13 protein-coding genes and 1 pseudogene are annotated in these 12,962 nt (G+C 69.2%); 7 read left to right on the top strand and 7 right to left on the bottom strand.

The window, feature by feature from the left end; translation table 11 throughout:
- Positions 1 to 18: 18 nt before the first annotated feature.
- From MOM01_RS07100 to MOM01_RS07115, 4 genes are read left to right on the top strand one after another with little or no spacing between them, the layout of a single operon-like run.
- The gene (locus tag MOM01_RS07100) at positions 19 to 1,914 is read left to right on the top strand and encodes a VWA domain-containing protein (protein WP_241384710.1); all 1,896 of its coding nucleotides are present in this window, start codon (positions 19 to 21) and stop codon (positions 1,912 to 1,914) included.
- Positions 1,914 to 2,528 carry a cob(I)yrinic acid a,c-diamide adenosyltransferase gene (gene cobO / locus MOM01_RS07105; RefSeq protein ID WP_241384711.1) on the top strand — a complete coding sequence of 205 codons (615 nt, stop codon included), beginning with the start codon at positions 1,914 to 1,916 and terminating at the stop codon, positions 2,526 to 2,528. The genes MOM01_RS07100 and cobO overlap by 1 nt, the downstream gene beginning before the upstream one ends.
- Positions 2,525 to 4,900, top strand: a complete 2,376-nt coding sequence (locus MOM01_RS07110) for a cobyrinate a,c-diamide synthase (protein WP_241384712.1) — start codon at positions 2,525 to 2,527, stop codon at positions 4,898 to 4,900. Before cobO ends, MOM01_RS07110 begins: the two co-directional genes overlap by 4 nt.
- Entirely contained in the window at positions 4,897 to 5,817 is a 921-nt protein-coding gene (locus MOM01_RS07115; RefSeq protein ID WP_241384713.1) for a cobalamin biosynthesis protein, read from the top strand. Before MOM01_RS07110 ends, MOM01_RS07115 begins: the two co-directional genes overlap by 4 nt.
- A 9-nt stretch (positions 5,818 to 5,826) precedes the next feature.
- Here MOM01_RS07115 and MOM01_RS07120 read toward each other — a convergent pair whose 3' ends face one another.
- Positions 5,827 to 6,516, bottom strand: a complete 690-nt coding sequence (locus MOM01_RS07120; RefSeq protein WP_241384714.1) for a haloacid dehalogenase type II — start codon at positions 6,514 to 6,516, stop codon at positions 5,827 to 5,829.
- A gap of 114 nt (positions 6,517 to 6,630) precedes the next feature.
- Between MOM01_RS07120 and MOM01_RS07125 the strand changes: the two genes are divergently transcribed.
- Both MOM01_RS07125 and MOM01_RS07130 read left to right on the top strand, forming a co-directional pair.
- Positions 6,631 to 7,152, top strand: coding sequence for an Rv2732c family membrane protein (locus MOM01_RS07125; RefSeq protein ID WP_241384715.1), 522 nt, complete (start codon positions 6,631 to 6,633; stop codon positions 7,150 to 7,152).
- Positions 7,153 to 7,250: 98 nt separating this feature from the next.
- Complete coding sequence (locus MOM01_RS07130) at positions 7,251 to 7,799, top strand: hypothetical protein (RefSeq protein WP_241384716.1); 549 nt, start codon at positions 7,251 to 7,253, stop codon at positions 7,797 to 7,799.
- Here the strand turns inward: MOM01_RS07130 and MOM01_RS07135 are convergent.
- From MOM01_RS07135 to MOM01_RS07150, 4 genes and pseudogenes are all read right to left on the bottom strand, one after another.
- A complete protein-coding gene (locus MOM01_RS07135) occupies positions 7,735 to 8,532 on the bottom strand; it encodes a cobalt-precorrin-6A reductase (RefSeq protein ID WP_241384717.1) in 798 nt (265 codons plus the stop codon). The two genes, MOM01_RS07130 and MOM01_RS07135, sit on opposite strands and share 65 nt — an antisense overlap.
- Positions 8,529 to 10,007: a cobyric acid synthase gene (locus MOM01_RS07140; protein ID WP_241384718.1), complete on the bottom strand. Its 1,479-nt coding sequence runs from the start codon at positions 10,005 to 10,007 to the stop codon at positions 8,529 to 8,531. The genes MOM01_RS07135 and MOM01_RS07140 overlap by 4 nt, the downstream gene beginning before the upstream one ends.
- 4 nt (positions 10,008 to 10,011) lie before the next feature.
- Positions 10,012 to 10,536 (bottom strand): annotated as a pseudogene (locus MOM01_RS07145) (CbtA family protein); the annotation flags it as partial.
- Between the two features lie 53 nt (positions 10,537 to 10,589).
- Positions 10,590 to 10,778, bottom strand: coding sequence for a CbtB domain-containing protein (locus MOM01_RS07150; protein ID WP_241384720.1), 189 nt, complete (start codon positions 10,776 to 10,778; stop codon positions 10,590 to 10,592).
- 205 nt (positions 10,779 to 10,983) lie between these two features.
- Between MOM01_RS07150 and MOM01_RS07155 the strand changes: the two genes are divergently transcribed.
- Entirely contained in the window at positions 10,984 to 11,520 is a 537-nt protein-coding gene (locus tag MOM01_RS07155) for a histidine phosphatase family protein (protein ID WP_241384721.1), read from the top strand.
- Between the two features lie 31 nt (positions 11,521 to 11,551).
- Here MOM01_RS07155 and MOM01_RS07160 read toward each other — a convergent pair whose 3' ends face one another.
- The gene (locus MOM01_RS07160) at positions 11,552 to 11,701 is read right to left on the bottom strand and encodes a hypothetical protein (protein ID WP_241384722.1); all 150 of its coding nucleotides are present in this window, start codon (positions 11,699 to 11,701) and stop codon (positions 11,552 to 11,554) included.
- 291 nt (positions 11,702 to 11,992) lie between these two features.
- Positions 11,993 to 12,922, bottom strand: coding sequence for a cation diffusion facilitator family transporter (locus MOM01_RS07165; RefSeq protein ID WP_241384723.1), 930 nt, complete (start codon positions 12,920 to 12,922; stop codon positions 11,993 to 11,995).
- Positions 12,923 to 12,962: the final 40 nt, after the last annotated feature.

Genomic DNA, 12,962 nt, shown 5'->3' on the forward strand with positions numbered 1-12,962 from the left:
GAGCCTGTGGAGGTTGGAGTGCACGTGTATCCGTTCGGCGCGGTGGTCGGTTCCGACGACCTCGCGCTGGCCCTGACCCTGTGTGCGGTGTCGCCGTCGATAGGCGGTGTGCTGGTACGCGGCGAGAAGGGCACCGCGAAATCGACGACGGTGCGTGCCCACGCCGCACTGTTGCCGCCGGTCACCGTCGTGGAGGGGTGCCGATTCTCGTGCGATCCGACCGCACCCGATCCGTCCTGTCCGGACGGCCCTCATCCGGCCGATGCGGCCGCGCACATCCGGCCGGTGCGGCTCGTGGAACTACCCGTCGGTGCGGCGGAGGATCGTGTCACCGGCTCGCTGCATCTCGGAAAAGCGCTGTCCGAACGCAGGGCCGAATACGAACCCGGTCTCCTGGCCCTCGCCCATCGGGGTGTGCTGTACGTCGACGAGGTCAACCTCCTGCACGACCACCTCGTGGATCTGCTGCTCGACGCCGCCGCGATGGGCCGTTCGACCGTCGAACGTGACGGTGTGTCCGTCGCACACGCTTCCCGGTTCGTGCTGGTCGGAACGATGAATCCCGAAGAAGGCGAACTGCGTCCGCAACTTCTCGACCGCTTCGGACTCGCCGTCGACGTGGCCGCGCCCCGCGACCCGCGGGTGCGTGCCGAGATCGTACGGCGACGCATGGCCTTCGACGCCGATCCCGCCGGATTCGCCGCCCGCTGGGCGGATCGGGACGCCGAATGGTCGCGGGGCATCGTCGCCGCGCGCGAACTCGTCCCGCAGGTCGTGCTGAGCGACGACGCACTGGTCTCGATCGCCGAGGTGTGCGCGGCCTTCGACGTGGACGGCATGCGTGCCGACCTCGTCACCGCTCGCACCGCGATCGCGCACGCCGCGTGGTACGGGCGCACCGAAGTGACACGCGAGGACATCGCGGCAGCGGCGCGGCTGGCACTGCCGCACCGGCGGCGGCGCAATCCCTTCGATGCGCCCACCAGCAGCGACGACCTGCTCGACGAGTTGCTGGGCGAGGACGACACCGACCCTGATCCCGATCCCGGCCCCGACGACGATCCCGGTGGCGGGGAGAGCGCACCCGGCGAGACTGCGGGCGACGTGGCCTCCGACTCGGCCGGCCGGTCGTCCACCACGCTGTCGGCGGCGTCGGATCCGTATCGCACCGAGGTGTTCTCCATCGACCGGGTCGGGCGCGGGGCGGCCGGTCGCCGGTCGCGGGCGGTCACCACGATCGGCCGCGCCGTGGGAAGCCGGCGCGGCGATTCCGGTCCCGTCCACCTGCCCGCGTCGATTCGTGCCACGGTCGTCACCGACAAGGACGGATGGCAGCTGCGCCGCAAGATCATCGAGGGCCGCGAGGCCAATCTGGTGCTGCTGTGCGTCGACGCCTCCGGATCGATGGCGGCACGCAATCGGATGATCCAGGTCAAGACGGCAGTCCTGTCCCTGCTGCTCGACGCCTACCGCCGCCGCGACACCGTCGGTCTCGTGACGTTCCGCGGCACCGGCGCCACCCTCGTACTTCCGCCGACCGGTTCGGTCGACGTCGCGGCCGCCCGGTTGCAGGAACTTCCGGCGGGCGGACGTACACCGCTCGCAGAGGGACTGCTCGAGGCTGCGAGCACCATCCGGAAACACGCGCTGCGCGACCCGGAACGGCGGGCACTGCTCGTCGTGGTCACCGATGGCCGCGCGACCGCGGGGCCTCACGCTGTCACGCGATCCCTCGATGCTGCAGACATCATTGCCGCGCAAGGCATCTCCTCGGTGGTCGTGGACTCCGAGACCGGCCGGTTCCGGATGGGTCTCGCGGCCCGTCTGGCCGAACGCCTCGGTGCCGAGTACGTACCCGTCGGTGAGGTGGACGCCGACGCACTCGCCGGAATCGTCAGGGAAAGGGCTGCCTGATGCCCCAGGGACAACCTACCGTCGTGCCCGCCGACGGTCTCACCACCCGCCAGCGTCGTAACCGGCCCCTGTTGATGGTCAACACCGGTGACGGAAAAGGTAAGTCGACAGCTGCTTTCGGCCTCGCTCTGCGCGGGTGGAACCAGGGATGGTCGGTCGCGGTCTTCCAGTTCGTCAAGTCCGCCAAGTGGCGCCTCGGTGAACAGACGGCCTTCGAGACTCTCGCCCGCCTGCACGACGAGCGGGGTACCGGCGGTCCCATCGAGTGGCACAAGATGGGGTCGGGCTGGTCGTGGTCGCGGAAGGAGGGCACCGAGGAGGATCACGCGGCGGATGCGCTCGCCGGATGGCGCGAGATCCAGCGACGTCTCGCTGCGGAACAGCACGGGTTGTACGTGCTGGACGAGTTCACCTATCCCATCGGATGGGGTTGGATCGACATCGACGAGGTCGTCGAGACCCTCACTTCACGGCCGGGGCGCCAGCACGTGATGATCACGGGCCGCCGGGCCCATCCGAAGCTCGTCGAGGTCGCCGACCTCGTGACGGAGATGACGAAGATCAAGCATCCGATGGATGCGGGACAGAAGGGTCAGCGAGGGATCGAGTGGTGAGAGTTCCACGTGTGGTCGTCGCCGCACCCGCGTCCGGGCACGGCAAGACGACTGTCGCCACCGGTCTCATGGCCGCTCTGCGAGGGGCCGGACACATCGTGTCGGGCCACAAGATCGGTCCCGACTACATCGATCCCGGATACCACTCGCTCGCCACGGGCCGGCCCGGTCGTAACCTCGACCCGCATCTCGTCGGCGAGGACCTCGTCGCTCCCCTCTTCCTGCACGGCGCCGCCGCGGCGGACATCGCCGTGATCGAAGGCGTCATGGGGTTGTACGACGGGATGACCGGCACCGACGGGTACGCGTCCACCGCCCACGTCGCGGCACTGCTGGCCGCGCCGGTGGTTCTCGTCGTCGACGTCTCCCATGCCTCCCGGTCGATCGCGGCGATCGCGCACGGCATGGCGTCCTACGACCGCGGCACACGGATCGCCGGTGTGATCCTGAACAAGGCCGGATCCCGGCGACATTCGGACGAGGTCGTCCGCGCTCTCGAACCGACCGGCATCCCGGTCCTCGGAGTCGTCGGGCGCGACGACGGTATCACCGTCCCCTCGCGGCATCTCGGACTCGTTCCGGCCGAGGAGCGCGGCGAGGCGACAGCACAGGTCGATCGGCTCGCGGCGCAGATCGCCGAACGCATCGATCTCGCCGAGATCGTCGGTATCGCCTCGGCGGCGCCGGATCTCCCGGCCACGGCGTGGGATCCGGGATCCTCCGCGGAGGACGGTCCGGTGATCGCCGTCGCCGGTGGCCGGGCCTTCACCTTCCGGTACACCGAGACCGAGGAACTTCTGCGCGCACACGGATGCCGACCGGTGGCGTTCGATCCACTGCGAGACGAACGACTGCCCGCCGGCACCGCGGGGATCTATCTCGGTGGCGGTTTCCCCGAGCTGCATGCCGCCGACCTCGCCGCGAACGCGCCTCTGCGCGCACACCTGCGCGACGCGATCGCGGCGGGGCTTCCGACCGTCGCCGAATGTGCCGGTCTGCTCTATCTCGGGCGCGACGTCGACGGACACGAGATGGTCGGCGCGCTCGACGCCTCGGCGCGGATGACACCGCGCCTGACACTCGGCTACCGCACGGCGATCGCCCCGCAGGACACTCTCCTCGCTCCTGCAGGCAGCCGTGTGACCGGACACGAATTCCACCGCACCGTGATCGATTCCGGCTCGTCCCCGGCGTGGCTGCTCGACGGCCGGCCGGACGGCGTCGCGACCGCGACCGTGCACGCGTCGTATCTGCACACGCACTGGGCCGGACATCCCGAACTCGCACGACGATTCGCGGACGCCGCACGGGCAGCGGAACCCGCGCCCGAACCCACCTCCGCACCGGCACATCGTCGAACACCCGAACCCGACCTGCACCATCATGGCGACCGCGACGCGACCGAAGGGCTGGTCGACCTGGCCGTCAACGTCTCGCGCCGACCGCGACCGGCCTGGCTCGACGACGCCCTGCGTTCCTCGCTCGACCGTCTCGATCGTTATCCCGACCCGAGCGACGCCCGCGCCGCCCTCGCCGCCCGTCACGGCCGCAGCATCGAGGAGGTTCTCCCGACGGCCGGAGGCGCCGAGGCGTTCACCCTGCTCGCCCGGGCACGCCCGTGGCGGAAGCCGGTCGTGGTGCACCCGCAGTTCACCGAACCCGAGGCCGCCCTGCTCGCCGCGGGACACCGTGTCACCCGTGTGGTGCTGCGCCGCGAGGACGGATTCGTCCTCGATCCGGCTGCGGTTCCCGAGGACGCCGACCTGGTGATCGTCGGCAATCCCACCAACCCCACCTCGGTGCTGCATCCGTCCGGCACCATCCTGGCACTGGTGCGACCAGGGCGGGTCGTCGTGGTCGACGAGGCGTTCATGGACGCCGTGCCCGGTGAGACGGAATCGCTGACGGGCCGGTGCGTTCCGAGGCTCGTGGTGCTGCGGTCGCTCACCAAGACCTGGGCGATCCCGGGTCTGCGCGCCGGGTATGTCGTCGGCGACCCTGAGGTGATCACGGATCTCGCTGCGCAGCAACCACCCTGGTCGGTGTCGACTCCCGCCGCGGCTGCGATGATCGCGTGCGCGTCCGACGAAGCGGCATGCGAGACTGCCGTGATCGCCCGGGAGATCACCGCCGACAGGGCGGTTCTCGTCGACGCTCTCTCCGGTCTCGGAATCCACGTGGTCCCGTCCGCTACGGCCCCGTTCGTGTTGGCGGAGGTATCCGAAGGGACTCGGGACAAGCTGCGGGAGAAGGGTTTCGCGCTGCGTCGCGGCGACACCTTCCCCGGTCTCGGTGACGGGTGGGTGCGCATCGCGGTGCGCGATGCCGCCACCACGGCGGCGCTCGTCGAGGCATGGAGAACGATCCTGTGAAGCAGAGGGCCCTCGGGCTGGCGCTCGGTTACGCTGCCGACCAGGTCTTCGGCGATCCGCAGCGGTGGCATCCCGTGAGCGGTTTCGGAACGTTGGCGCGCACCGCCGAGGACCGGCTCTATGCCGACAACCGCGGTGCCGGGGTGGTGTTCACCTCGGTGCTGGTGGGTTCCGCCGGAGCGGTGGGGTACGTCGCCGACCGCGCGACCCGCCGTCGCCCGGTGCTGTCGATCGCGGTCACGGCCCTCGCGACCTGGGTCGTGCTCGGTGGACGCTCGCTCGGCCACGAGGCGCGGACGATCGATGCCCAGCTCCGCGAGGGCGATCTTGCTGCCGCACGCCGCCAGGTGACGCACCTGGTGGGACGCGACCCGTCACGACTGGACGAGCGCGGCATCGCCCGTGCCACCGTCGAATCGGTCGCGGAGAACACCTCCGACGCCGTGGTGGCCCCGCTGTGGTGGGGCGCTCTGCTCGGTCCCGCGGGACTGCTGGGTTACCGGGCGGCGAACACACTCGACGCGCGGGTCGGCCATCGCACGCCGCGCCTCGCACGGTTCGGGTGGGCAGCGGCGCGATTCGACGACCTGCTCAATCTCGTTCCCGCGCGCGTGACGGCAGTTCTGACCGCGGCGCTCGGCGACGATCCGCGTGCGGCGGTCACGGCCTGGCGTCGTGATGCCCACAAGCATCCGAGCCCGAATGCCGGCCCGGTGGAGGCGTCGTTCGCGGGTGCACTCGGCCTGCGCCTCGGCGGCACGAACGTCTACCAGGGGGTCGTCGAGGACCGCGGCACGCTCGGGAACGGACGTGCCCCGGAACCGGCCGACATCGGCCGGACCGCCCGGCTGGCCGCGAGGGTGGGCACCGGGGCGCTGGCGACGGCCGTGGCCATAGCGCTCACCTGCCGCTGGTGAGCGTCGCCGTCACGGTATATCCCGCAGGTCGTCGATGCGATGGTCGAACTCGCCGGAGGTGTCGTCGACCGCGTCCTCGAGGCGACCGGATTCGAGCGGCCGGTACATGAAGACGGTGTTCAGACCCGCTTCGCGGGCGGCCCGGAGGTCGTACGGATGGGACGCGACCATCGCCGCCCGGGCGGGCTCGACGCCGAGATAGCGGCACGTGCGCTCGTAGAGGAACAGCTCGGGCTTGAACGCGCCGAACAACTCGGCCGTGAGGATGGCATCGGCCTCGAGCTGCTGGTTGCGGAACAGGTTCACCATCGTGGCCATGTCGGTGTTCGACAGGGTGGCGACCACGGCCCGGGAGCGGAGCTTCGCCAATCCGGGACGCACATCGGGCCAGGCTTCGAGCCGCTGCCACGCCTGTGCCGCCTCGGAGCGGAACTCCGGGGGGACGTCGATCCCGAACTGCTCGCACACCGCGCCGAGACCGTCGGCATAGGAATCCTGCACCCGGTACCAATGGTCGACCGACTGGTCGAGTTCGAGGATGCGCTCGTAGTAGTCCTGTCTCCAGGCCCGCACGAAATCGCCCACCGCGGACGGATCCACGTACTCACCGAGGACCGTCTCCACCGCGCGGGCCACCGGTGTGTAGAAGTCCGTCAAGGTGCCCTGCACGTCGAAGATGTACGCGTCGTATCGGCTCACGCCCCGAGCATGCCCGTTCGTGTGCAGGTGAAACCGGGCTCACCGAAGCACGCACGCCGGCGGGGTACGCGCCGCATACTGAGTCGAGGTGTCGCCAGGCTCCGGGGGTACTTCATGGACGACCTGTCGGAATATCGTCACGATCTCGACCGCATCGGAAACCGGGTCGCCGGCGAGGTGACCCTGGGACGTTCACGGGCGTGGGCCCTGGCGGGCTGCGTGGCGTTGCTCGTCGTGGGGCTGCTGCTGCCACAGGCCACCTCTGTCACCTCCCTGACGACCTTGGCACGCTGGGACTCCGCCGCGGTCGCCATGCCGGTACGGATCTTCGACGCGTTCGTGCTGGTGTTCGGGGTGGTGGCAGCCCTCGTGGCGCTGGTGCGCAGACGCTGGCGCGCCGCGACCGTCGCGATGCTCGGTTCGGGCCTCGCTTCGATGGTGGGATTGTTCGCCGTCTGGTCGCAGGCCGGGCTGGTCACCCACATGCCCCACACGCCGCAGGTCGGGCTGTATCTGTGCTGGGGGGCGGTGATGGCGTCCACCGCGGTGTGGCTGCCCGTCGTCGTCTCCGCCGCCCCGCTGCGCACCGCTCCCCCGGTCACCTCCGGTGTTCTGACGCCACGGAATCGTCGCTGATCCGCAGCAGATCGGTGCATGGTGGCGCGCGCCTCGGTGCAGTGCAACACTGTAATCAGTGCAACACGCACTTCGGGTCGCGTCCCTGGGAGGGCATCATGCGACATTCACATATCCACGGATTCGGACGGCCGGGCGGCTGGCAGCAGGCCGATGTGCCCGACGCGGGCGATGCCGGCGAGTGGTTCGCCGGCAGACTTCCCGAGGACTGGTTCTCCGGACCGCCCGCCATCGACATCGACAGGGAAGAGATCGTCGTCGTCGGTCCCCTCGAGGTGCCCGACGGCACGAGTGACACCGAGATCGACGGACGGATCGCTCGATTTCGCGAGACCACACGCGCCGACCGGATGCGGATCGCCGACGAGGCCGAAGCCCGTTACGGCCGCAAAGTGGCGTGGGGAGTGACGGCCGGTGACCGCACCGTCCTGTTCACCCACCTCGCCGTACCCGTGATGACGCGGTTGCGGCAGCCCGAGCGGAAGGTTCTCGACACCCTCGTCGACGCGGGTGTGGCACGGTCTCGTTCGGACGCACTGAAATGGACCGTCCGGCTCGCCGGACAGCACTCCGAACAGTGGCTCAGTGAGCTGCGGGAGGCCATGAAGAAGGTCGACGATCTGCGCTCCGAAGGTCCGCAGGTCTGACCTCCGCGACCCGGAGAACCCAGTCCCGCGCCGTCGCCACGGAATCCACCGTGGCGACCCCGCGGGGTGTGGCAGGCCGGCGCACGACGATCACGCGCACGCCCAACTCGTCTGCGGCGTCGAGTTTCCCGCGCGTGAGCGCACCACCCGAGTCCTTCGTGACGAGGGTGTCGATCCTGTTGTCGAGCAATAGACTCCGTTCTTCTTCCCTGCCGTAGGGGCCGCGTCCGAGCAGCACGGACCAGTCCGGTGGCAGTTCGATCGCGGGCGGGTCCACGACGCGGACGAGCACGTCGTGCGCAGCGAGCGGTCCGACGAAGCGGTCGAGAGTCTGCCGTCCCGTGCTGAGGAAGATCCGCCGGCCGGTCGCGGCGGCATTCGCGGCGGCATGGTGGTCGTCGGCCCATGTCCATCGACCGTGCCGGTCGTGCCAGCCGGGTCGCTGCAGACGCAGCAACGGCACGTCTGCGGCGGCGCATGCCCCAGCGGCGTTCGTACTGATGCCGGCAGCGAACGGATGGGTGGCGTCGACGACGGCTCGGATGCCGCGCTCGTTCAGGTACCGGGCGAGGCCCTCGGCGCCACCGAACCCTCCGATGCGCACCGGGCCGACGGGCAGGCGCGGGTTGCGGACCCGGCCTGCGAGCGAGGACTCGAACTCGATCGCGTCGTCGTCCAGAGCCGCGGCGAGCGCGCGTGCTTCACCGGTTCCGCCCAGGATCAGGACCGTCACCGCAGAGTCCCCGTCAGCACCGGCAGGGTCCGCTCGTCGGACAGCATGCCGAGCAGGGAATCCATGTCGAGGTACTCGTCGACGAGATCGGCGAGTGCCTCGATCCGGGATTCGCGTGCAGCCGGGAAACTCACCTCGCCGGTACGGATCTCGCGGTCCATCGCCGCAGCGACCTCGCGCAGCCACGCCCGACGCAGAGCGTCCCCTTCGAGGGCGCCGTGCCACATGGTGCCGAACACCGAACCCACACGGGTGCCACCGAGGAAATCCGTGCCGCCGTCGACAGTGATGCGTCCGTGATGGATCTCGTATCCGGAGGCAGCCGCATCCAACGCCGCACCCCTGGGTAATCGCAGAACCTTCTCGGGGCCGAATGTGGTTCGCACCGGGAGCAGTCCGAGGCCGGTCGCGCTCGCGCCGGCCACACCTTCGACACCGTGCGGGTCGTCGATGCGTGTGCCGAGCATCTGGAACCCCCCGCAGATGCCGAGGACCGGGTATCCCCGGCTCGCGTGTTCGACGATCGCGGTGTCGAGACCCCGCGAACGAAGCCACGCGAGATCCGCCAGGGTCGCGCGGGTTCCGGGCACGATCACCACATCGGCTCCGACGAGTGCCCGAGGATCGTCGACGAAACGAACCCGCACGTCCGGCTCCAGACACAACGCGTCGACGTCCGTGAAGTTGCTGACGCGCGGCAACATCACGACGCCGATGGTCACAGCGCCGTCGCCGTCGTGCGCGGGACGGGAGGTGAGGGCGAGCGAATCCTCGGAGTCGAGCCACAGATCGCGTTGCCAGGGCAGCACGCCCAGTGCCGGGCGGCCGGTGAGTTGTTCGAGCGAATCCAGTCCGGGTTTCAGGAGCGAGACCTCTCCCCGGAACTTGTTGATCACGAAGCCGCGGATCAACTGCTGGTCGGCAGGATCGAGCAGTGCCAGCGTGCCGTACATCGACGCGAACACACCGCCGCGGTCGATGTCGCCGACGACGATGGTGGGCAGGGATCCGTGTCGCGCCAGACCCATGTTCACGTAGTCGTGGGAGCGCAGGTTGATCTCCGCGGCACTCCCCGCGCCTTCGCAGACCACCACATCGAACCGGGACCGCAGGTCGTCGAAGGCGGCGAAGGCGGATTCTGCGAGATGACGCCGTCCACCGGCGAATTCACCGGACTCGAGGGTCCCTGCCGGTCGCCCGAGCACCACGACATGGCTCCGGCGGTCACTGCCCGGTTTCAGCAGCACCGGATTCATCGCCGGTTCGGGCTCTACGCGGGCGGCGACCGCCTGGACCCACTGGGCACGCCCGATCTCGGCGCCGGCACTCGTCACCATCGAGTTGTTCGACATGTTCTGTGCCTTGAACGGCGCGACCTTCAGGCCACGGCGGGACAAGGACCGGCATATCCCGGTGACGACCACGGACTTTCCCGCATCCGAGGTGGTCCCGGCGACGAGCAGACCCGCTCCCACGTCGTCAGGCAGCGATCGGCGTACGACGGGATGCGCGTTCGGTGAGGTACGCGAGGACCACACCCAGCGCCGCCCACAGGCCGAGCTGCACGGCGAACGACGCGGCCCGGAATTCCCACGACAACGTTGAGGGGAAGCCTTCCCCGACCTCGTCGACGCTCGGCAGCACGAGATAGCCGAGGCCCACCACGACGAGGAATGCGAAGGCCGGACCTGCGATACGCACGGTGTGCAGATCCTGGGTGGCGAGTGCCTTGGCCACCGCCACGGCGACTACGATCGCGACGAGTCCGAGGACGACCGAGGCGAGCCACAGCAGGGTGGGTTCGTTGATCGTGTCGGGATCACCCACTGCCGGTGGGTTCGCCGGGTACTTCAGGAAGGGGACGGCCTCGATCGCGAGCCACGCCCCGGCCGCTCCGAACAATCCGAGCTCCCAGCCCGGCATGTCGGTGAGACGACGCGCGAAGTGCAGGACGGACGCGTAGAGGGCACCGAGTGCGAGCAGACCCGCAACAAGGCCGGCGAGCAGGCCCCTGCACAGCAACTGGATGTGGTTTCCAAGCATCGTGGTCCCCGTTCTCAATGGCACGGAAGACCGAGCAAGTGCCGGCCGTCGTGCATCAGTTCGTGCATGAACATCCCGGTGCGCGAGATCGCGCCCCGATCGAATCCGGCCGGATAGAGAACGAGAAATGTCGCCACGATCACTGCGGCGAGAGCGACTGCGGCAGAGCCGAGCGACTCGTCTGGCGTATGAGCAACAGCCATGACAATCCTCCAGGGATTTCGCGTCCCATTCGATTCCGTCATGTACCGCGGGAGTTTTCTGGCTTCCGGAGACCTCGTGTTCTCCGGTTACAGTGGCGCGACCGCTCCGGTCTCACACCGGATTGCCTACACCTCGGCACATCGTTACCGGACGAACCTTCGCACCGCCCGGTCGACGATGTCAAGCGGAAAGGACATACCTACCATGACTCGATTGTTCCTCCTCGCACACGCATCCACGCTTGCGACGGAGCAAGCCCGATTCCCCCGCGACGAGCCGATCTCGGAAAGAGGCCGACGCGAATTCGACCGCGCCTCCGCACCGGTCGTCGACCGGTGGGTGTCTGCACCGGAGCGGCGCACGGTCGGCACCGTCCACGCCTTCGGGTTCGCCGCCGAGGTCGAACCCGCTCTACGCGAGCTCGACTACGGCACGTGGGCCGGAACTGCGATGGACGACGTACCCGAGAGCGAGTTGGCGGCGTGGCTGACCGATCCGGCAACGGCACCGCACGGCGGCGAATCCGTCGAAGACCTGCTCGGCCGGGTCTACGACTGGCTGGCAGCACAGGACGACGGTTACGAACGCGTCGCAGCGGTGACACACCCCTCGGTGGTCCGGGCCGCGACGGTGTGTGCTCTCGACGCTCCGGCGACCGCGTTCTGGCGGGTCGACGTGCGGCCGCTGGACGTCGTCCGGTTGCACGGTCGGCCGGGTCGGTGGACGTTGCGTCTGCACTGACCCTGCCGTCGCCGTGCGGCTTCGGCTGCGCTCAGCTCACCGCATGCAGGGCCTCGTCGCGAATCGGCTCCGCCGTCCGGAAGTGGTCGCGCAGCGTCGAGGTCTCGTGTTCGTGCCGGTACAGGCCGCGTGCCCGGAGCAATGGGACCACCTCGTCGGCGGTGGCATCCAGCTGAAGCACTATCTGTCCGGGGTCCCGACGTCCGAGGGGCTTCCAGGGGTCTGGTCGACCGGCCTCCAGCGCTGGATTATTCGTTCCGGCAGAACACGCTGCTGACGGAATTTCATCCGAATGGGCCCGGCGCCTGCTACTGCCGTGGCCGACCCTGGCGACCGCCGAGATCGGCATCTTCCAGTGGGAGGGGACGCGGGTCGAGAGGGTCGTGCATCATCGTCACGCGCTGGAGGCGGCGCTGAACCCTCGTCGTCACTCTCAGCGGTCTCGAACTCGCCGTGATGATGGGCGGGGGAATCACCACGTCACGTCCTTCTCGCACTGCGTGCCGTCGACCGTCGACTCGACCTGCACCGTGGCGTGTTCGAGCCCGTGCGACGAGAGCGTCGTGCGAGCGGAATCGAGGATCCACTGCGGGTCGTGGTCACTGACGAGGTGGACGGTCGCGACGTCCATTCCGGTCGTGAGCGTCCACACGTGCAGGTCGTGCACGCCGCACACCCCGGGTAGGGCGAGCAGGTCGGTGCGCAGGAGGTCGACGTCGAGATGTGCGGGCGAGGTCTGGGTGAGAATCCGCAGCGACTCCGCGGCCAGTCGCAGGGCGCGCGGCACGACCCACAGGGAGATGAGCACGCCGACGACGACGTCGGCCAGGCTCCACCCGAAGATCATGACGAGAGCGCCCGCGATCAGGACGCCGACCGATCCGACGGCATCGGCGAGCACCTCCATGTAGGCGCCGCGCACCGCGAGACTGTCCTTCGCGTCGGATCGGAGCATGAGCATCACGACGATGTTGGCGGCCAGACCCGCGAGGGCGGTGACGATCATGGGCAGGCCGGGAAGTTCCGGGGTGTCGCCGATGCGGTCGATCGCTTCGTAGAAGACCCAGCCCGCGACCCCGAGCAGCAGCACCGCGTTGACCATGGCGGTGAGGACTTCGGCGCGGTGCCAGCCGAAGGTCCGCGAGGCCGCGGCGCTTCCCCGGCGGGCGAGGATCAGCGCCACCATGCCCATCGAGACCCCGACGATGTCGGTGAGCATGTGGCCGGCGTCGGCGAGCAGTGCAAGGGATCCGATCAGGACACCGACGACGACCTCGAGCACGAAGAACGCCGCGAGGATGCCCAGTGCGACAGCCATGCGCCGAATGACGGCACGCGTGGGGCCTGCGCCCCGGCCGTGCCCGTGGCCGACGCCGTGTGAGTGCCCGTGACCCGAACTCATCGCTCTCCCTCTCCGAAACCTCCGGACATCGTATGCATGA

The sequence above is a fragment of the Rhodococcus sp. CH91 genome (assembly GCF_022554085.1).
In the GTDB taxonomy this organism is placed as follows: domain Bacteria; phylum Actinomycetota; class Actinomycetes; order Mycobacteriales; family Mycobacteriaceae; genus Rhodococcus.

Coding starts and splice junctions, on each gene's coding strand:
- MOM01_RS07155 (WP_241384721.1), top strand. CDS start 10,984: ATGACTCGATTGTTCCTCCTCGCACACGCATCCACGCTTGCGACGGAG.
- MOM01_RS07150 (WP_241384720.1), bottom strand. CDS start 10,778: ATGGCTGTTGCTCATACGCCAGACGAGTCGCTCGGCTCTGCCGCAGTC.
- MOM01_RS07125 (WP_241384715.1), top strand. CDS start 6,631: ATGGACGACCTGTCGGAATATCGTCACGATCTCGACCGCATCGGAAAC.
- cobO (WP_241384711.1), top strand. CDS start 1,914: ATGCCCCAGGGACAACCTACCGTCGTGCCCGCCGACGGTCTCACCACC.
- MOM01_RS07130 (WP_241384716.1), top strand. CDS start 7,251: ATGCGACATTCACATATCCACGGATTCGGACGGCCGGGCGGCTGGCAG.
- MOM01_RS07165 (WP_241384723.1), bottom strand. CDS start 12,922: ATGAGTTCGGGTCACGGGCACTCACACGGCGTCGGCCACGGGCACGGC.